General features: G+C 47.5%; 16 protein-coding genes. 12 read left to right on the top strand and 4 right to left on the bottom strand.

Translation table 11 applies throughout. The features are described 5' to 3' along the window. Positions 1-334: 334 nt before the first annotated feature. On the bottom strand, positions 335-865 hold the full coding sequence (locus L6442_RS19145) for a class I SAM-dependent methyltransferase (RefSeq protein WP_212976658.1): 531 nt from the start codon (positions 863-865) through the stop codon (positions 335-337). Positions 866-1,096: 231 nt separating this feature from the next. Next, positions 1,097-1,735 (bottom strand): TetR/AcrR family transcriptional regulator, encoded by a 639-nt coding sequence (locus L6442_RS19140; protein ID WP_373871780.1) that lies wholly within the window; start codon positions 1,733-1,735, stop codon positions 1,097-1,099. A 152-nt stretch (positions 1,736-1,887) separates the two neighbouring features. On the opposite strand from L6442_RS19140, the gene L6442_RS19135 reads away from it, so the two are divergent. From L6442_RS19135 to L6442_RS19095, 9 genes are all read left to right on the top strand, one after another. Continuing rightward, the gene (locus tag L6442_RS19135; protein WP_212976656.1) at positions 1,888-2,613 is read left to right on the top strand and encodes an ABC transporter ATP-binding protein; all 726 of its coding nucleotides are present in this window, start codon (positions 1,888-1,890) and stop codon (positions 2,611-2,613) included. Further along, positions 2,610-3,665 carry an ABC transporter permease gene (locus L6442_RS19130; protein WP_212976655.1) on the top strand — a complete coding sequence of 352 codons (1,056 nt, stop codon included), beginning with the start codon at positions 2,610-2,612 and terminating at the stop codon, positions 3,663-3,665. Before L6442_RS19135 ends, L6442_RS19130 begins: the two co-directional genes overlap by 4 nt. 268 nt (positions 3,666-3,933) lie before the next feature. Then, positions 3,934-4,467 carry a sigma-70 family RNA polymerase sigma factor gene (locus L6442_RS19125; RefSeq protein WP_306436654.1) on the top strand — a complete coding sequence of 178 codons (534 nt, stop codon included), beginning with the start codon at positions 3,934-3,936 and terminating at the stop codon, positions 4,465-4,467. Beyond that, entirely contained in the window at positions 4,464-5,567 is a 1,104-nt protein-coding gene (locus L6442_RS19120) for a DUF4179 domain-containing protein (RefSeq protein WP_212976654.1), read from the top strand. Before L6442_RS19125 ends, L6442_RS19120 begins: the two co-directional genes overlap by 4 nt. Before the next feature lie 116 nt (positions 5,568-5,683). Beyond that, positions 5,684-6,124, top strand: coding sequence for an Hsp20/alpha crystallin family protein (locus L6442_RS19115; RefSeq protein WP_194234839.1), 441 nt, complete (start codon positions 5,684-5,686; stop codon positions 6,122-6,124). A gap of 455 nt (positions 6,125-6,579) precedes the next feature. Beyond that, entirely contained in the window at positions 6,580-8,292 is a 1,713-nt protein-coding gene (locus L6442_RS19110; protein ID WP_212976653.1) for a TerB N-terminal domain-containing protein, read from the top strand. Between the two features lie 35 nt (positions 8,293-8,327). Continuing rightward, positions 8,328-9,653 (top strand): ATP-binding protein, encoded by a 1,326-nt coding sequence (locus tag L6442_RS19105; RefSeq protein ID WP_212976862.1) that lies wholly within the window; start codon positions 8,328-8,330, stop codon positions 9,651-9,653. Next, positions 9,650-11,854, top strand: a complete 2,205-nt coding sequence (locus L6442_RS19100; RefSeq protein WP_212976652.1) for a DEAD/DEAH box helicase — start codon at positions 9,650-9,652, stop codon at positions 11,852-11,854. The genes L6442_RS19105 and L6442_RS19100 overlap by 4 nt, the downstream gene beginning before the upstream one ends. A 171-nt stretch (positions 11,855-12,025) precedes the next feature. Then, positions 12,026-13,147, top strand: a complete 1,122-nt coding sequence (locus tag L6442_RS19095; protein WP_212976651.1) for a helix-turn-helix domain-containing protein — start codon at positions 12,026-12,028, stop codon at positions 13,145-13,147. A gap of 379 nt (positions 13,148-13,526) precedes the next feature. On the opposite strand, the gene L6442_RS19090 is transcribed toward L6442_RS19095, so the two are convergent. Together L6442_RS19090 and L6442_RS19085 are read right to left on the bottom strand one after the other, a co-directional pair. After that, a complete protein-coding gene (locus tag L6442_RS19090; RefSeq protein WP_212976650.1) occupies positions 13,527-14,294 on the bottom strand; it encodes a MerR family transcriptional regulator in 768 nt (255 codons plus the stop codon). Beyond that, positions 14,269-15,195, bottom strand: a complete 927-nt coding sequence (locus tag L6442_RS19085; RefSeq protein WP_212976649.1) for a DUF2268 domain-containing putative Zn-dependent protease — start codon at positions 15,193-15,195, stop codon at positions 14,269-14,271. The genes L6442_RS19090 and L6442_RS19085 overlap by 26 nt, the downstream gene beginning before the upstream one ends. Positions 15,196-15,501: 306 nt before the next feature. On the opposite strand from L6442_RS19085, the gene L6442_RS19080 reads away from it, so the two are divergent. The 3 genes from L6442_RS19080 to L6442_RS19070 all read left to right on the top strand — a co-directional run bounded on the left by L6442_RS19080 (position 15,502) and on the right by L6442_RS19070 (position 19,217). After that, positions 15,502-16,431 carry a helix-turn-helix transcriptional regulator gene (locus L6442_RS19080; RefSeq protein WP_212976648.1) on the top strand — a complete coding sequence of 310 codons (930 nt, stop codon included), beginning with the start codon at positions 15,502-15,504 and terminating at the stop codon, positions 16,429-16,431. Between the two features lie 80 nt (positions 16,432-16,511). Then, positions 16,512-18,092 (top strand): MDR family MFS transporter, encoded by a 1,581-nt coding sequence (locus tag L6442_RS19075; RefSeq protein WP_212976647.1) that lies wholly within the window; start codon positions 16,512-16,514, stop codon positions 18,090-18,092. A 276-nt stretch (positions 18,093-18,368) separates the two neighbouring features. Next, entirely contained in the window at positions 18,369-19,217 is an 849-nt protein-coding gene (locus L6442_RS19070) for a L,D-transpeptidase family protein (protein WP_228101500.1), read from the top strand. The last annotated feature ends 365 nt before the right edge of the window (positions 19,218-19,582 follow it).

Raw genomic sequence — 19,582 nt, 5'->3', positions numbered from 1 at the left:
GAAAGCAAAGTAATCGAAGAATGAAAGGTCTTAAATGAGTAAAAAAGATGCGAATCTGCATCTTTTTTTGCAGTTTTTCTATCTTAGAAGGAAAAGCCTGCAAAAGTGCAATTTTTTACAGTATCTATGCCTTTATTCGGAGATTTTTACTGGAAAAGATGCACTTTGGCAACAATTTGGCTTAGAACACACTAGAGTGGAAGAAAAGGTTGCACTTTTGCATTTTTCCAGTGAAAGTAACTCCAAGTTATATCAAGTTACGAAGTAACATGGGAGAAGAGGGTGCACATGAGATCTCTTTCTCCAACAATGACATTGCGATTTACCGGATTGCTCAAACCCGCGCCCAAATTAAATGAATCATGCCGCCCCAGTACCGTTCCATCCGCTCAATCCGAAGACCGGAATTTTTTACGATCTGAACGATGTCGCGATTCCAGTGGCATCCGGACATTTTGCGGGCAATCGGATTTAGCAGGTGCTGGGCGGATTTTAAAAAAACATTGCCCCCAAGTCCATGCTCCAATAGGCAGATACGACCATCAGGTCGGCACCAGCTGCGGATATTGCGGAGAACCTGCTCAGGGTTGTCATAGCCGCATAAGGAAAGGGTAGAGACAACGCAGTCGAAAGAATGTTCCGGAAACTCCAATGTTTCAATATCGCTTTCGATCAAATTCACCTGCATATGCAGCTCATCCGCGATTCTGGCTGCGCGCTTCAGCATCATCGGGCTGAAATCGGCGGCTGTCAACCGCACCTGAGCCATATCATAATAAGGGAAGTTGGCTCCCGCACCAACTGCGATTTCAAGCACGTCCCCTTGTATACTTTCAACAAGGCGTTTCCGCCATTGTCCCAGCATGCGTTTGCGCGTGTTTTCCTCGTATATAGCCGACTGTTTATCGAACTTTTTGAAGATTATAGAATTTATAAATTTTAAGCGGAGCTTAAGAAATCCTATAATCGCAAGAAAAACATCCGCTAAATGCGGTCTGTCTTCCTAGAAAGTACGTCGATAGACGTTTTTCTTATAAGCTTTTGTTTGTTCATTTTATTTTGCTCCTCAATAAATCATCTTTTGATGTTTACTGCATTACGATTTATCGCTTTCGCAGTCAGTGGGTTTTTCCTTGATTACGCCTGCGGCGTATAGAGGACCACGGGCCGAGAGCTTGAACATGATCGACGCGATTTCCTGCGGCGACTCTTTACGCCCTTTCATCAGCCATTCCTGGATAATGCCGAAATGCGCCGACGCGATATAGGCCACAAGATATTGCGTCGGGACAAGCACATTTTCCTTTTTTATAAACGGAACCACATTTTTCTCGAACAAATGCTCCGACATCATGGCTTTAAGCAAAGAATGAAAAGAAGGATCTCCTTTGGGACCGAGGATCGTTTTCAAAAAGTCGGCATGTTCGCCCATGTACTCAATCACCTTCACGATGTATGGAAAAGACTGCTCCATATCCAGATCAGTTGGATCAAAGAGGTCAATCGTACTGAGAATCCCGATCAAACCTTTGATGAGTTCCTGCTCGCTTTGCTCTAGCAGATCGTATTTATCCCGGTAATGAAGATAGAAGGTTCCGCGGTTTATTTCCGCCCGGGTCGTAATATCTTTTACCGTCAGCGCTTCAAAGCCCTTTTCATCGATTAATTCGGTCAAAGCCTTGCGGATGACTGCCTTCGTACGCACAACCCGCCGGTCCTTCGCTTGCTCCATGATCATGAATCCTCCTATAAATCAACATTTATTGCAAAGCTGCCGAGTAATGATCACATTCCAAAATTCTGTTTATTGTAGTTGAAATATGCATTGATTATAATAAAATCACGATAGATAATCAACGCGGTGTTCATTAATTAAGGGGTGGGAAAATGGAAGCAACCGTCAAAGTGCGGCAGGTCAGCAAAAGTTTTGGCCAAAAGACCGTGCTGAACAAAGTGGATCTTCACATGGAAAAAGGGCAAATTTATGGGTTGATCGGCCCTTCGGGCGCAGGCAAAACGACGCTCGTCAAAATGATGGTCGGCATGGATGTGCCGGATGAAGGCCAGATTGAAGTACTTCAAACGAAAATGCCCAGCTTGCCCATGCTTCAGCAAATCGGTTACATGGCGCAATCGGATGCTTTATATACTGAACTGACGGCGGAGGAGAATCTGAAGTTTTTTGCTTCAATGTTTAAAATGGGCAGAGCTGAACAAAAGCAGCGGATCGCTTATGCAGCAGGTTTGGTGAATTTGACGGATGAGCTGAGGAAAAAAGTAGCTGTCTATTCCGGGGGCATGAAACGGAGATTATCGCTTGCGATCGCTTTGATTCACAACCCTTCCGTGCTCATTTTGGATGAGCCGACGGTTGGCATTGATCCGGAATTAAGACAGTCGATCTGGAATGAATTAATCAGGCTGAAGACCTCCGAGCATAAAACGATCATCGTGACGACGCATGTCATGGATGAAGCGGATAAATGCGATCAGCTGGCGATGGTGCGGGAAGGGGAAATTTTAGCCAGCGGCACGCCGGAGCAGCTTAGACAGCAGTATCATGCTGCAAATTTGGAAGAAGTATTTTTGCGGGCAGGAGGCGGGACGGCATGAGAATCAAAGCGCTTGTCAGAAGAATTTTCGAACAGATGCTGCGCGACAAAAGAACTTTGGCCTTGCTGTTTCTGGCGCCGCTGCTCGTATTGTCATTGATGTATTATTTATTTAATCACACCGGAAATGCATCCGACGCCAAAATAGGCGCTGCCCACATGGACCCGCAAATCATTTCGTTTATGAAGCAGCAGGGGCTGGATGTGGTCGCCTATGAAAAAGCCGATAAAGATACACTGGTGGCGGATAAGCTGGATGCGGTTATTGAAATGCAGGACGGGGAACTCCATCTCATTTTGAAAAATAGCGATCCTTCCCAATCCAAAGCGCTGCAGATGAAAATCGGCCAGATGGCGGAGGCTTTTACGCAAGCGGGTCAGAAGCAGGCAATGTCAGTCCCATCGTCGAAGCCCGGAATAACTACGGAATATGTATATGGCAGCGCGGACACGACTCTTTTTGATACGTTAAGTCCGATTTTGATCGGATTCTTTGTTTTCTTTTTCGTATTTTTAATTTCCGGGATCGGATTGCTGCGGGAACGCACGACCGGAACCTTGGAGCGGCTCATGTCAACGCCTGTCCGCAGGGGAGAGGTCATCACCGGATATTTGGCCGGTTACGGCATATTCGCGTTTATCCAAACCGTGATTGTCGTCGTGTATGCAACGATGGTGCTTGGCATCAATATGGCCGGATCGATCTGGTATGTTCTGTTAATCAATTTGCTGCTGGCCTTTGTAGCCCTTTCGCTCGGGATTCTGTTGTCTACCTTTGCCGCATCGGAATTCCAGATGGTCCAGTTCATACCGCTCGTCATCATTCCGCAAATCTTTTTCGCCGGGATTTTCCCGCTGGAGCATATGGCTTCCTGGGTGCAGGTCATTGCCAGAATCATGCCGCTGTATTATGGGGCCGATGCCCTTAAAAGCGTCATGTACAAAGGACTTGGTTTTGCGGATATCGCTTTGGATCTTTCGGTGTTGGTGTTGTTTGCCGCTTTGTTTATCATCCTGAATATTTTGGCATTGAAAAAATACCGGAAGCTTTAGCGCAAGGCATGCAATTTACGAGTAAACCATTCAAAAATACGGGAAACATGTAAAATAGAGCAGGGATGAATCGAATTCATTATGGTGTATGCGAGTGTTTGAAGCTGGATTAAGATCGATTGGATTTCGTAACGATTTTAACAGGCAAGAATTCAAACAGACGGCGCTATGATGAAATGGATTCACGAGTGCTCTATTTTTTTGTGACCTCATCGGCAAGAACCGTGTCTAATCTATGGAAACAATAATTGAAAGGGGGACGCCCCGTTTGAATATAGATCTTGAAACCGAAGTGAAGCGCGCACAGGAAGGAAATAAAGATGCTTTTATCGCACTGATCAAAAAAATCGAACTTCGGATGTACAACATTGCCAGATCCATCGTTAAAAAGGACGAAGACTGTGCCGATGCGATCCAGGAAACGATTTTAAAAGCTTATAAGTCGCTCCCGACGCTTAAAAATCCGGCCTTTTTTAATACATGGGTTTGCCGAATCCTTATCAATGAATGCAACACGCTGCTCCGCAAAAAATCGAGAATCATCGCGATGGCTGAGCCGCCTGAGCCTGTCTATACGCCAAAATCCCCGGATGATCGAATGGACCTGCGGGATGCGGTTTATCGTTTGGAGGAGGCGCAGCGGACGATCATTATTTTGCATTATTTTCAGGATTTGCCGATACGCGAAATCGCGGAGATGTTGGAGTTATCCGAAGGAACGGTGAAGACAAGGCTTTACCGTGCCAGAATGACGTTATCGCGTTGGTTAAATGAACCTGTACCAAGGGAGGTGAGGCTATGAAAGCGCTGGAACATGAAGATCTCCTTCAGTTGAAAGAAGAACCGGCACAGGAGCTGCCGGAATCCGTTCGCATGCGGCTGGACGAAACTTATTTCATGCTCGAAGATATGCCGATGGCCGAACCCGAAAAAAGGAAAAAAAGAAGCTGGGTCCGGCGGTCGATTTTGATTGTTTCTGGAGCTGCCGCAGCTTTTATGCTGCTGATCGGTTCCGGTTTTGTTTCGCCGGTAATGGCGCAGGCATTAAAGCAAATCCCATTTTTGGAAAGCGTGTTTAAACTGGCGGGAGACCGCGGCTTGCAGAAAGCGAGCGATGAAGGGATGACGGTCAAAACGGATCAGAGCGTGACTCATAACGGGGTTACAGTAACGCTGTCGGAGCTGATCTATGATGGAAGCCGTCTGAATCTGGTGCTGACCCGCGACAAGCTTCCTGAAGAGAACTCATCTGGAGAGGCAAGCGAATGGATTAAGCGTTCAACGCTTGGTTTGAACAATATTGATTTTTATGTGAACGGGTCATGGGTCAATACGGGGATGTCCGTCAGACCGGGAGGAAGTTCGGCGCCGCATTCGATCATTGTTACCGCTTTGGATTCCCCGGGGCTTCATATCCCGGATGAATTTGAGTTGAAGCTCCTTGTGAAGCTGGAAGATCAGCCGAAGCCGTTCGAGTTCAAGCTTCCGGTCAAAAAAGCGGAAAACAGCACGGTCATTACTCCTGATGAGTTTAGAGTTCTTGACCATATCCAAATGGGGATCATTAAGCTGGAAATCACGCCGGTTACGACGCAGCTTGAGGTAGAAATCAAGGGCGATCAAGGCCAGAGCCTCAGCGAAATCGAAAAATTGGTTCCGGAACAGTACAAGGTCGGTGGTTTCATGAATTTTGATTTCGATATCGCGGACGATAAAGGAAATCTGCAAAATACGGTTGGCGGAAACGGCTCAGGCGAAACAGACCGCTTCCGATATGTATACAGCTATGAGCCTTTTGAGGAAATTCCCGAGTTTGTGATGATCAAACCGTATGTGCTGACGCCAAAAACAGGAGAAAAGAAATATATTCACGAGCTTGAATTCAAGATTCAAGTAAAATAGGGCTGTCGGAAGCGATGGTCGGAGAGCGGGCAGACCTGGCGAATATATAATGGCATGGATATTTTTTGGTACTTCGGCAACAATAATGTCGAAAAAAACCAAGGAGGAAATATCAAATGCCTTTAGTGCCATATGAACCGTTCCGCCATTTGGATAACATACGACGGGAAATGGACCGTTTCTTCACGAATGATCTCCCGTCATTCAAAGGATTTCCTCAAAACTTCGGCCAAATGAATGTGGATATCTACGAGATGGAAAACGAGGTTATTGCGGCTTGCGACATCCCGGGCTTGGAAAAGAAAGAGGATGTCACTATCGAAGTTGACCACAATATGTTGTCGATCAGCGGTACCGTGAACAAATCAAATGAAGTCAAGGAGGAGAATATGCATAGACGGGAACGTTATTCCGGCCGGTTCCACCGTTTGATTACGCTGCCGTCTGATGTCTCCCCCGAAGGTGTCAAAGCGACTTATAAAAACGGGGTATTGGAAGTCCGTATGCGGAAGATTGACGGCGATAACCGGAAAAAGGTCGATGTGGAGTTTCATTAAAAAGCTTATATGCGGCTAAGGAATAAATCCTTAGCCGCTATTTTTTTGTGGTTTTTGATCAATTCGACGATCGCATCTCTCTAACGAAACTGTATATCGTTATTAGCCACAAAAAGTAGCCAATTCTAATCTAACGAAACACTATATCGCTATTTGGTCGGAAAAGTATCGAAACCCCATCAAAAATACTCAATAACGATTCCCAGTTTCGTTAGAAAAAAAGAAGCCCCTTATTTGCTCGAATAACGATTGTGAGTTTCGTTAGAGCTGCGGAGTGTGAAGAATGCCGAATGCAGCTTAAAAGACACAAAATCGCAAACGTAAAAACATACGAGTGCCTCTTCATCAATGCAAGTGGGTTAACGTTTTTGCCTGCGAAAAAATTACACCTGCAACCGATTTATATTATAATAAAAACCAGAACAAATATTCTATGAATGGTGATGTACAGTTCCATGAATTCATATAACAAGTCTTTGGACTTTGCGGAAATCGATATAAGCGGTGGCCAGGATCAAAACGGCTCTTCACTTCCGGAAATGATCATCCCTGAGCGGAAGAATCTCCCTGCACAAGAAGGCCCTCTTTTCGCCCAAGAGCTCTCGAAAGAGCGGAGGTTTGTGCAGCAAGCTAAGGAATGGGCCGATCGGGAAGGCGGTCCGGCAGCCTTTGTACCGTTTATGAGTTATTGGCCTACCTACGAGCATATGAGTGAAGCGCAGCGGGACTGGTATTTTTTCTGGAGAAGCGAGGTGAGGAAGGAGCAATATCCTTTTACTGATCTTTCCTATATTTTCGTTTATTCATATGAGCTGATTCATGGCATCGGTTGGGAGAACCCGACCGAGGGGTACGAATGGATGATGAAGTTATGGGATGCTTACGGCGAAAGGTATCCCAAGCTGAACAGTTACATGGTTGATTGGGTTAGCGATTTTGTGCTTGTGCATCGGCTGGAAATCCCTTTAATGGACATCGTGATGAGGTCTCAATCCGCCAAAACAGGAGAGCTGTTTGATTTGGAATTAACGAGGCTGTTCACATATGAACCTTCCGCGCTCCGCTTGGAGCACATTTTGACCCTTTCGGATTATGATTTGCAGCGGAGTAAATTTTATTTGGACGGCGGCCGCTCGCTGCTGGAGGAATATGTGCCGAAGGTGGTTGCCTTGGTCGATTCCTTTTTGCGGAAAACAACCGGAAAAAATCTTGTAGATACCTTTTACAAGGGACATGGGAAGAAAATTGAGAGGTACTTGTTCCGGAGTGCTGTTTATGATGCAGAACTGTATGGCCGAACGTTTCCTCTTCATATTTCACAATTGCGGAAATGCCCGCCGCTTCGTTATTACATGACACAGCTGGTGCGCTGTACGGAAAATAAATTGAGAGAACTGCAGCACTTCAAAGGCCGCCTGCGCGGCGTCACGCTGAAAAAGGAGACGGAAATGCTGATCGGGCGTTTTCTTGACAAAGAATTTAGACCTCAGAAACCGGTTGGTCCTGCTATATCTATTGATCCCGGAAGATTGGCCGAGCTGCAAAGGGATAGCGAAGATGTGCGTAATATGCTGACCGTTGAGGATATGCAGTTAGTGGAGAATGGGCAGGCGGTAGAGGATCTGAAGTTAGTGGAGAATGGACAGACGGTAGAGGATCTGAATAGACAGACGGCAGGGGATATGCAGTTTGTGGAGAAAGGGCGATCAGTAGAGGATGTGCAGTCGGCAGAGCCGCGGGGGAATACCGGGCAGAAAGCGGAGACAAGGGCTGCAATATCGCCAGATTCCACAAAGTATAGTGACACCGTGACTTCTGAGGTTCCTCTAGAAGTAATAGAAGCGCAGCTGCAGCTAGAGGCGCCTGATCATCAAGATGATCATCCCGGATCTGAGCAGGAAGTCGTATGGGATACTTCAAGTCTCGACGAGGATTGGATGCTGTTCGCCGCGCGGCTTGGGCAAGTTCATCTTGAAACTTTGTATGCATTAAAATCGGAAGACGCATCTACCGTATTGAATCAAATTGCCGAAAAATACGGAACGATGCCGGCGCTGCTGCTGGATGAAATCAATGAATTCGCGATGGAAACGATCGGAGATTTGGTGATCGACGGCGAAAGCATAGCAGAGGAATATATCGATTGTTTTGAATTATTGAAAAGGTGAAATTAATGAGGTGGAAAAGCATGGCGGAATTAAAAATGACGGATATAAAAATACCAAGGCGTTTGACAACCGCGCTTGTCAATTCATTAACAGCGGGCGTGGTGCCGCGGATCGGTCTAGAGCATATCGCCGTGGGACGGAAGCCGGAGGTTGAAGCCATCTTGCGGGATATGGAAAATATCGCCGAAGGCGGGGCGGCCATGAAGCTCATCACCGGTCGTTATGGCAGCGGGAAAAGCTTTCTGCTGCAAACGATCCGCAATTATGCGCTGGACCGGGATTTCGTTACGGCTGACGCCGATTTGTCGCCCGAACGCAGACTGGTCGGCACGAAAGGACAAGGGCTTGCAACTTACCGCGAACTGATGACTCATTTGTCCACACGTACGCGTCCAGACGGGGGAGCGCTAGAGGCCGTTCTTCAGAAATGGATTACCACGATTCAACAGGAAGCGATGAAAGAGGGCGGTTTACGCGCAGGGGACCCGGCGTTAACCCAGGAGGTCGAGCAGCGGATTTTCGCGGTTACGGCAGAAATGCAAAATTTAGTGCATGGGTTTGATTTTGCCCGGGTGCTAGCGGCGTATTGGAACGGATACAAACTCGGGGAAGACGGGAAGAAGCAGGCGGCTCTGCGCTGGCTGCGCGGCGAGTTCCCGAACAAAACCGAAGCGAGAAAAGAGCTGGATGTCGGCGTCATCATCGACGATGACAATTGGTATGACTATATCAAGCTGTGGTCGGAATTTGTGGCGAAAATCGGCTATAAAGGATTGCTGCTTTTTATCGATGAAGGCGTCAATTTATATAAAATATCGAACAGCATTGCCCGCACAAGTAATTATGAGAAGCTGCTGACGATGTTTAATGATACGATGCAGGGAAAAGCGGAGCATCTCGGCATTTTCCTGGGCGGCACGCCCCAGTTTGTCGAAGATGAACGGCGCGGCTTGTTCAGCTATGAGGCGCTGCGCTCCCGTCTGGTGGAAGGCCGTTTTGCAGGCAGCGGCTACCGGAACTATACGGGCCCGATTCTCAAGCTGGACATGCTGTCGCATGAAGAGATATTAATTTTGCTGCAAAAGCTGCTGCAAATACATGGTTTGCATTTTGGTTATGCCCCATCCTTAACCGATGAGGATTTGGTTCAATTTATGGAAATGGCCGTCGGTAGGATGGGAGCGGACGAACTGCTTACTCCACGCGAAGTAGTTCGGGATTTCATGGATTTGCTGCATACATTGCATCAAAATCCGCAGGTTTCGTTCAATCAGCTGTTGGGTGAGCGCATGGCCGCACCTGCGGCGGCGGATCAAGAGCAGGACGATTTGGATGATTTTTTGGCGGAGTTTGAGTTATGAGCAGCGGGGCGAATCAGCTATTTTACCGTTTAGCTCCGTTCATTCAGGAATTTATTTACCGGAAAAGATGGGAAACGCTCCGCCCGGCTCAGGTGGAAGCGCTCAAAATTTGCATGGATACGTCCCATCATATGCTGATCGCGGCGGGAACGGCATCGGGGAAGACGGAAGCCGCTTTTTTTCCGGCATTGACCGAACTTCATGAACGCCCGTCCACATCCGTAGGCATTTTGTACGTCGGACCTTTGAAGGCGCTTATCAATGACCAGTTCGAACGGATCAAAGAGCTGCTGCGGGACGGAAACATCCCTGTCTGGCATTGGCATGGCGATGTTTCGCAATCGGAGAAAAGCAAGCTGATGCGAAACCCTTCGGGCGTCCTGCAGATTACGCCGGAATCATTGGAAGGGCTGCTGATGAACCGGCCCAATGCGATTCCAGCGTTATTCCATGATCTCAGATATATCCTTATTGATGAAGTTCACGCTTTTATGGGGGCGGACCGGGGAATTCAGGTACTGAGCCAGATCGCGCGGATCGAAAAAATGACGGGCTGCACGCCTAGACGCGTCGGGTTATCCGCGACTTTAAGCGACTATGAAGCTGCAAAAGCTTGGCTCGGGGCAGGGAGCAAACAGCCGGTGGATGCGGTATCCGTGCCCGGCGGACGCAAGCTGCGGCTCAGGGTAGAGCATTTTTCGTTTCCGGATGCCCGCGATGAAGAGCAGGCGGAGCATTTGCAAAATGCGCGGAAAGCCTACTACAACTTCGTATATGACAGCACGCATTTGAAAAAAGCGCTCGTTTTCACCAACAGCCGTTCGGATGCGGAATTAACGACGCTTGAACTGCGCCGGGTGGCGGCGCATCGGCATCAACCTGATGTATTTCATGTGCATCACGGCAGCATCTCGGCGATGCTGCGCGAAGAAGCGGAGGCCGCGCTGAAGCATGGGCCGGGTCCGGCCGTTGCCGCTGCGACGGTGACGCTTGAGCTGGGAATCGACCTTGGAGAATTGGAGCGGGTGGTTCAACTTGGCGCGCCATACAGCGCGTCGAGTTTTGTACAGCGGCTGGGCCGGTCCGGCAGACGCAATGATGCGCCTTCCGAAATGCTGTTTGTCTGTCCCGAGGAAGAGGATGAAGAAGCGATGCTGCCTGCGAGAATGCCATGGACGCTGCTGCGCGCGATTGCCGTCATTGAGCTGTATGTCCGCGACCGCTGGGTGGAACCGCTGGATATTCGGCAAATGCCGATCGGGCTTCTATATCACCAAACGATGAGCATACTGAAAAGCAGGGGCGAAGCGACGCCGGCCGAGCTGGCATCCGACGTGCTTTCGCTGCCTTCTTTCAGCCGTATCACTTCGGACGAATATAAGGTGTTCCTGAATTATTTGCTGCAAACCGACCATATTCAGTGGACCGAACAGCAGACTCTTATTATCGGCCTGACGGGTGAAAAGATCGTGAACAACTTCCGCTTCTACGCTGTTTTCAAAGATGATGAGGAGCATGCCGTGTACAACGGCACGGAGGAAATCGGCTCCATTACGACCGTGCCGCCCCCTGGATATTGTTTCTCGCTGGCAGGAAAGCTATGGAAGGTAACCGAAGTGGATACCAAGCACAAGGCGGTTTACGTGAAAGCGGCTCTAGGCAAAGTCGATACATTATGGCTTGGGGCAGGCGGGGATATTCATACTTTGGTGATGAGGAAAATGCGCGAGATATTGGCGGATAGTGCGATCTATACGTATCTGTCCCCCCAAGCCGTAAATCGGCTGGAGCGGGCCCGCCGTTTGGCCAGGGAAAGCGGGCTGTTGAAGTCGGCGGTTATTCCCGCCGGCGGCGACTCGCTGTTCATTTTACCGTGGATTGGCAGCAAGCAGTTTCGGACGCTCGAGCGGCTGCTCAAAAATAACCTTTCGCAGCGGCTATCGCTTCGTTCGATCGTGCCGATGGAGCCCTATTATTTTGTTGTGGCAGGCAAAGCGGACAATCAGGTGCTGTTGGAACAGATTTTGCGGGAATGTGCTTCCTGTACGGATCCGTCCATGCTCTTGGGGCCTGATGAAGCGCCATACTTGGGCAAATACGACGAGTTTGTCGCGCCGGAGCTGGTGCGTCAGGCTTTTGCCGTGGATGGGCTGGACATGGAGGGACTCAAGCAGGGCTTGAGTCAATGGATGGGGAAGTAAAACCTTACGGGAAATCCGTTCTGTCGGATATTCCCGTTTTTAGTACCGCATGATCATGGGGCAAAAATGCTTGAAATGCAGGCTGAATGCGGGGCTCAAGCGACGCTTGATATACTGATCTGCACTTTTCCGGGTACACTGAACCCATCAACCGATGAGGAGTGATTTGAAATGTTTGATATGATCAAAATCGGCAAAAACATTGCCAAACTGAGAAAAGAAAAAGGTATGACGCAGATGGAAGTCGCGGATCGCATGGGGGTAAGCTATCAGGCGATCAGCAACTGGGAGCGGGGCGAAACGATGCCCGATATCTCCAAGCTGCCGGATCTTGCGAATATCTTTGAGGTGAGCATCGATCAAATTTTGGATAATCAAAAAGGAACAAACATGGTTAAAACAATTATCAATAACAATACCTCGGAATTTCTGCAAAAGAACGAGGTTTCGATCGAGGAATTCTCATCCGTTGCGCCAATCTTAAAAACGGAGCAGGCAGACGAAGTTTTCGATCATCTGAAATCAAAGTTCAACATGAAAGAAATCGTATCGCTCGCCCCGTTTGTCAGCACCGGGATCATTGACGAATATGCAAAAAGGGCATATGAAACCGAAAGCCTCAGTGAACTGAAGTCGCTGGCTCCGTTCATGAGCGATGAAGTAATTGACGAATGCGCAAGGAAATCATTTGAGGCGGAAGGGATTGACTCACTAAAAACGCTGGCGCCGTTTATGAGTGACGAAGCGATTGACGAATGCGCGAGGAAGGCGTTTGAAGCCGAAGGCCCCGACGCACTAAAGTCGATTGCGCCGTTTATGGCCGATGAGACAATCGATGAATGTGCAAGGAAAGCATGCGAGAGCGGGGGGATCGACTCGCTCAAGTCGCTGGCGCCGTTTATGAGCGATGAAGTGATCGACGAGTGCGCAAGAAAAGCATATGAGAAAGAAGGGATCGACTCGCTCAAGTCGCTAGCGCCGTTTATGAGCGATGAAGCGATTGACGAGTGCGCAAGAAAAGCGTATGAGAAAGAAGGGATCGACTCGCTCAAGTCGCTGGCGCCATTCATGAGCGATGAAGCGATTGACGAGTGCGCAAGAAAAGCATATGAAGCAGAAGGAATCGCCGCATTGAGCTCGATCGCTCCGTTTATGAGCAAAAAAGCCATCGAAGAATGTGCCCGCAAAGCCTTTGAAAAGGGCGGGTTCGGTACCTTGAAGCCGATTGCCCCGTTTCTTGACGAAGACATTATCGAAAAATGGATTCGCGCCGGACTTGAACATACGTCATAACCGGGAAGACAAGAACTGCCACGGCTACAGAACTTTTAGTTCAATGCTGGTCGCTTCACTTCATTCATCTTGTTTAGGTCAATAAATTCGCCGATTTGAATAATTTTGTGGAATAGACCGCTTGGAATGAGCTAAGATAACAATAAATAAGGATATTGTGACAACCGTCCTCAGTACAATCATCTTGAGTGGGATTGCCCTTCAGGATCATGACTTGACCGAAAAAGTAACCCACTTTGGCGACCAACCTGCGAGTGGGTTACTCTTGTTTTTCGATGTCATCATTTTCGCTTCGCCCTGCAGTAGAAGTTGACCCTTCGAGCCGATACCCTTAGCGTTGTTCACTGCAGACCCTAAATGGACGTGCTTGATTGATGGGTCAATTTTTCATCTGTTGGATATGATGCAGGATAGCATGATATAAAAATTCGGCCAAGTCCCCGCTGCTAAATTGGTTGATGTAATTTTTAAACCGCTGGTCACCTTTATAGGTGCGTGCAATGCAAGACAATATTTCAGCGTCACATGCAAGGATCTGCTCCAGATTGTTTTTCCATTCTGTGACTAATTGCTGGACTTCATCTGAGTACGGAGATTGATGCATACAGGAGTCCATTTTTCTAAATACGTTTTCCATATTTTTTTCAAATTCAGCGCTAAAGCTGGCCCTTTCATCAGGTGTGAAGGCTTGCAGCTTCCTCTCAAAGGCCTGATATTCTTCCGTTTCCCCATAGATCCATTTCGCTTCATTCTCATATTGTGCGGGTAAAGACAAAGTGGAAGAATGGTCAAAAATGGAGATGTTGTAGAGATCCTTCCCTGATAAATAGTCGTTCAATGCGGTCATCATCATTTCTAATCGCTGTTTTCTCAGCAAGAGAGTTTGGCTGTGCCTCTTTAAGAATTTTCGCTGTTCTTCCTTGGTTAGCTGCAAAATATCTGCAATTTCTTTTAACGAAAAGTCCATTTCCTTTAAAAATAAGATCATCTGCAGCTTCGCTATACTACTCCTGTCGTAGAGCCGATAACCGTTTTCTGTGAAATGCGTTGGCTTGAATAAATTGATTTTATCGTAGTATTGCAAAGTCCTGGTTGTGACGCCTGTAATTCGAACGATGTCTTTAACCGACAATAATGGTTTCTTCATCCCAAAATCCTTTTACTTCATCGATGATTTGATCGGCAGGTGTTATTGTGGCTTCGAAAATACTTTTTCTTGTTTTCTCCAGGTAGAACTTGATCAGATAGTATCCGCAGGCATATCCTGCACAATAAGGCATTTGGACAGGTACAAAATGCTGAAGCCTAGCTAACTCGTCGCCATATAAATACGGCGCAATTTTATCAAAGCCCGTTAGTTGCAATTGATTCTTAAGGACAGGCTTAATTTGCTTGTTTAGTGTATTCGCATCTGTCTTTGATACCCAAGGTCCCAGAAACTCCTCACCGAAAATAGAAGTCGCGAAGTTTTCCGCCAAGCCTTCACTAACCAATAATTCTCCCAATGTAACGGTATGATCCCATTGAATAAACTGATAGCGAACATTGTGGTTGCACTCATGCGCTAAAGCCGCCTTCATTCGCGGCAGTGTGTATTCATTCGGTACAAGTGTACAAATGATATGGCCGGGAATCCCCCCGTCACCAGTATACCCTTCGTTCAACATTAGCGCAGGGCTTTTGCGGTTCCCCAGTAAAATGGTGAATAAATAATCGGAGACACGAAGCTTCACGCCGTGCTCTGTAAACATGTCCAAGCTTTTTTTTACGGTTTCTTCACACTCCTCCCAGAAAGAATCCGCTGAAATGGCTTCCAGATCCGATGAAATCGCAGGGGTGATATGTTCAGGTGAGATCCCCATTATATTATTTAATGTAATCACATCAAATCCATTTGGATCCGCAGCTTTAAAAGGAATATGCTGGATGTTCCATTTTTCCATAAAGGGGGCCATCATTTCTTGTCTAAATAGCTCAACCTTCTCCTCATGCGGAGCCTGCGCAATTTTGTGATAGATGCGATCTGAGCGTAATACATTTACTTTCATTACGTCACCTCATTGATTAAATTTGATTTAATTATGAACTACGACGTAACGTTATAGTCAAGCATTACATAGCCTTTGCTTAGAAATATGTCAATGAACTATCCAGGATACTATAATGAGGGAAGGCGATCCCTGCCGATACAGATTTACAGGAAGCAGGAATGAATATAAAATCATAGAAATCGGGAGCAACAGCGATCGGAAGAACACCTCGCCTGTCTGCACTCATCCGGTCCAAATCATTGGCTCAACTTATAAACAAATAATTTATTTTGAACGAATTCGTAATGATAAAGGTGGCAGAAAATGAAGTTAGAACGGCTAATCTCCATGATTTACATGCTGCTGAACCACGAGATTTTATCGGCTTCGGCACTCGCGGAAAAATATAATGTTTCCCAACGGACCATCTATCGTGATATCGAGGCGATCTGCGCTGCGGGCATCCCGGTAGTGTCCTATCAAGGGGTCAACGGCGGTTATGGGATTATGGAAGAGTATAAAATGGACAAAAGCCTGCTCGGCTCCCATGACGTTAATTCCATCGTAACACTTCTGCGGAGCATGTCCGATATTTTTGAGGACGAAAAAGCAGAGGAAACGATCCATAAGCTGCAGTCCGTATACCAGGCCGGGAAGCCAAGCATGTCGCTGGATATCGGCAGCTGGAGACCATATAACGAAACCTTGCGCGAGCTCAAAGACGCCATTACCAAGCAGCTTGTACTCCAATTTGAGTATGTGAGCGCCAAAGGCGAGCGGGTAAAGCGGTTTGTAGAACCGGTACTTTTGGATTATAAATACGATTCTTGGTATTTGCATGCTTTTTGCAGAATGCGAAGCGGGTATCGGGAGTTTAAACTGCCAAGGATTTTGTCTCTGGTCGTAACCGGAGAGCATTTCCACCCCCGCCAGCATGATCCGAAACCGGCTAATCCTTATGATCATCGCAAGAAGTATTCGGACAATGACAAGAATGTGATTGATGTAAGGCTGCGTTTTTCTTCGGCTTGTATGGCGCGGGCGCTTGATTTTTTCGTGGGAGCGGATAAGCAATTTAACGACGATGGTTCGCTGGAAATTTTGCTAAAGAAACAGAGCACCGACCTGTCGAAGTGGCTATTGCCGATTTTGCTCAGTTTCGGAGATGGTGCAGTGGTAATGGGGCCCCCGGAAGTAAGAAACGCCGTTCAGGCTAAGCTGCAAAAAATGATGGATAACTATCGGGAAGTATGACAGTCCGTTGTCATACTTCTTTTTTTAATATAGACGCAGGCCAAAGAAAAGAAATGAAAGAGAAAAGGAGTGGTCTGCAAATGAAACAGCAACAAGAAAGCCGATTGTCCGTCGTGATCGCGGCACTCTTGCTCGGCATCCTGATGGCGTCCATGGACAATTCGATCGTGGCGACGGCTATGGGCAATATCGTAGGAGAGATCGGAGGGATGGATAAGTTTGTCTGGGTGACCTCCGCATACATGGTTGCGGAAATGGCCGGCATGCCGATTTTCGGCAAATTGTCGGACATGTACGGGAGAAAAAGATTTTTTGTGTTCGGGATTATCTTGTTTATGATCGGCTCGGCGCTTTGCGGAACGGCTCACTCCATTACGCAGCTGGCCCTTTTCCGTGCGGTTCAGGGTATTGGCGGGGGAGCGCTGATTCCGATCGCGTTTACGATCATGTTTGATGCGGTTCCGCTTGAAAAACGCGGAAAACTAGGCGGTCTCTTCGGCGCCGTGTTTGGCATTTCCAGCATTTTCGGCCCGCTTCTCGGTGCTTATATCACTGATTATATCGCCTGGCAGTGGATTTTCTATATCAATTTGCCGCTTGGGCTTGCGGCGCTGCTTATGATCATGATGTTTTACAAGGAGTCTCATGAGCACTCCAAACAGCCGATTGATTGGGCGGGGGCCGCTACTCTGCTTGGCGCTGTTGTATGTCTGATGTTTGCGCTTGAAATGGGAGGGAAACAGCTGGCTTGGGATTCGATTGAGATCATAAGCTTGTTTGGAGGTTTTGTGCTGCTGACAGCCGTATTCCTTTACTGCGAGACCAAAGCCAAAGAACCTATCATCACCTTCGGGTTATTTAAGAACCGAATTTATGCCTCCAGCGTTGTGATCGGATTTTTCAGCGGTGCCGCATTCGTTGCTGCATCCGTGTACATTCCGATTTATGTTCAAGGCGTATTGGGCGGTTCGGCTACGAACTCCGGCATGGTGCTGCTGCCGATGATGGTCGGATCGGTTGTTACGGCAACGATCGCCGGAAATCTGATGATCCGTATTTCATATCGTTCGATCATGTTGTCCACGCTGTTTTTGCTGTTGGTTGGCGTATTGCTTTTGACTACGCTCGGCCCGGAATCTTCCCGGTTTGAAGTGACGATGTACATGATTCTGGTGGGACTTGGAATAGGCGCTTCCTTTTCGGTACTCAGCAATGCATGCATTCACGGTTTATCATACCGGCAGCGTGGAACCGCCAGCTCGACTTTCAACTTCCTGCGATCGCTTGGCATGACTCTTGGCATTACCATGTTCGGGATGATTCAAAACCATGCATTTACAGGACGGATGAACAAGCTATTCAGCGGAAGCGAAGGGGCTTCGGCATCCCTTCGGATCGACGATCCGCATGTGCTATTGTCGGAGCAGAGCAGATCGCTCATTCCAAATGAATTGGTCCATTCCGTTTCGCAAGCTTTATCTTCATCCATTACGCACACCTTCGCTTGGGCCGTTCTTCCCGTCCTGCTGGCCTGTGCGGCAACCTTGTTTATGGGCAGGGCCAAGCTTGACGCGTCCGGGGCTGCAACCGAAGGATCCACTGTCCTGGATGAACATGCGGCAAGCCCAAAAGAAAGGAAAGAATGCCAGGCGGTGCGTTAAACCCAAAGCTGCGGCTGATGCCGCAGTTTTTTGCAATAAAAAAATTAATAAAAGTTCCGGGGGTCCCCGCAAAGTAATCGGAATAAGCTTCGAAGGCTGCACGTCACTTTGTGGGGGTGTTTACCGTTTACAAATAGTTACAATTCCACTACAATTCACATGAATGGTGATAGGACACCCGTACCTCCCCATATAATGGCTAATGATCGATACAAGAAAGGAGGCTCTCTTATTCTAAGTACTCGTCACCGCCCATTCGCAGCAATGATACTTATTATGCTTTTGGGCTGGATCATCCCCGTAACTGTGCATGCGGACACACGGAATGCGGGCAGCGATCTGATTATCGTCAACAAAAAAACGAATAAATTGGCTTTTTTCCAAAATGGAACCCTGATCAAGGTATTCCCCGTAGCGACCGGCAAAAGTCCTTCATTAACGCCGGAAGGCAGCTTTGAAATCGTGAACAAGATTAAAAACCGTCCGTATTACAAAGAAAAAATTCCGGGAGGCGATCCAAGAAATCCCCTTGGCGACCGCTGGATCGGGCTTGATGTCAATGGAACGAGAGGAACGACATATGCGATCCATGGGAACAGCAATAAAAAGTCCATCGGGAAATATGTCAGTGCCGGATGTATCCGAATGTACAACGATGATATCCATTGGCTTTTTCCGAAGGTGCAGCTTCATACGACAGCCATCATTACTTCATCCAAGCTTTCATTCGAGGAAATTGCACGAAATTCAGGTTACCAGGTAGGCGAACAGAAATTTGAGGGGAGGCTGCTGGTCAACAATAGGGAATCGGCACTTTTAAGCGATATCGTCCTGTATGATTCCCGGATTTATGTTCCTTTACGGGCATGCATCGAATTGTTGGGCGGGGAGGTGTTGTGGAACAACCAAACGAAAACAGCGACCCTGACGATCGGAAGCCGGACCATTATTCATAAAGCGTTGTCGAGTCAAGCAAGCGTGAACGGCAAGACCATCAAAATTACGGCTTCACGGTATCGAAATGATGCCTTGATGCTGCCGCTTAGAGATTTCTCCCAGCTTTCAGGTTACTCTGTCGGGTGGGATGCTCCTTCAAATACGGTCTCCATTCAATCATCCCAATGATATATAGTCCTTAAATCCGCGGTTTCCGCGGATTTTTTTTGAAGATTATAGAATTTATAAATTTTCTTGCTACGCTGAACAATTCTATAATCGCAAGAAAAACATCCGCTAAATGCGATCTGTCTTCCTAGAAAGTACGTCGATAGACGTTTTTCTTATATCGGAAGCCGGGGTCCCCGCAAAATAATCGGAGTAAGCTTCAAAGGCTATACGTCACTCCGTACTTTTTCTCCGCAAAAGCGCCCCTCTGTAAGAAGCGTCGACTTCTTTCCGATACTCTATATGGGGTTATTTCGCGTTTTGATGAGATTTTTCGTGTTGACGAACCTTGGACAAGACTTATAAAATATAAGAGTTGTGTCTTT

It is taken from the genome of Paenibacillus azoreducens, assembly GCF_021654775.1.
Taxonomy (GTDB): Bacteria; Bacillota; Bacilli; order Paenibacillales; family Paenibacillaceae; genus Paenibacillus_AQ; species Paenibacillus_AQ azoreducens.
Note: the sequence above shows the minus strand (reverse complement) of the source record. Positions and strands in the feature narration are given on the sequence as shown.

What these genes read in the sequence shown, in the direction of transcription:
- L6442_RS19100 (WP_212976652.1), top strand. Translation starts at nt 9,650, where the DNA reads ATGAGCAGCGGGGCGAATCAGCTATTTTACCGTTTAGCTCCGTTCATT.
- L6442_RS19120 (WP_212976654.1), top strand. Translation starts at nt 4,464, where the DNA reads ATGAAAGCGCTGGAACATGAAGATCTCCTTCAGTTGAAAGAAGAACCG.
- L6442_RS19080 (WP_212976648.1), top strand. Translation starts at nt 15,502, where the DNA reads ATGAAGTTAGAACGGCTAATCTCCATGATTTACATGCTGCTGAACCAC.
- L6442_RS19085 (WP_212976649.1), bottom strand. Translation starts at nt 15,195, where the DNA reads ATGAAAGTAAATGTATTACGCTCAGATCGCATCTATCACAAAATTGCG.
- L6442_RS19090 (WP_212976650.1), bottom strand. Translation starts at nt 14,294, where the DNA reads ATGAAGAAACCATTATTGTCGGTTAAAGACATCGTTCGAATTACAGGC.
- L6442_RS19095 (WP_212976651.1), top strand. Translation starts at nt 12,026, where the DNA reads ATGTTTGATATGATCAAAATCGGCAAAAACATTGCCAAACTGAGAAAA.
- L6442_RS19135 (WP_212976656.1), top strand. Translation starts at nt 1,888, where the DNA reads ATGGAAGCAACCGTCAAAGTGCGGCAGGTCAGCAAAAGTTTTGGCCAA.
- L6442_RS19070 (WP_228101500.1), top strand. Translation starts at nt 18,369, where the DNA reads ATGCTTTTGGGCTGGATCATCCCCGTAACTGTGCATGCGGACACACGG.
- L6442_RS19075 (WP_212976647.1), top strand. Translation starts at nt 16,512, where the DNA reads ATGAAACAGCAACAAGAAAGCCGATTGTCCGTCGTGATCGCGGCACTC.
- L6442_RS19110 (WP_212976653.1), top strand. Translation starts at nt 6,580, where the DNA reads ATGAATTCATATAACAAGTCTTTGGACTTTGCGGAAATCGATATAAGC.
- L6442_RS19105 (WP_212976862.1), top strand. Translation starts at nt 8,328, where the DNA reads ATGACGGATATAAAAATACCAAGGCGTTTGACAACCGCGCTTGTCAAT.
- L6442_RS19130 (WP_212976655.1), top strand. Translation starts at nt 2,610, where the DNA reads ATGAGAATCAAAGCGCTTGTCAGAAGAATTTTCGAACAGATGCTGCGC.
- L6442_RS19145 (WP_212976658.1), bottom strand. Translation starts at nt 865, where the DNA reads ATGCTGGGACAATGGCGGAAACGCCTTGTTGAAAGTATACAAGGGGAC.
- L6442_RS19115 (WP_194234839.1), top strand. Translation starts at nt 5,684, where the DNA reads ATGCCTTTAGTGCCATATGAACCGTTCCGCCATTTGGATAACATACGA.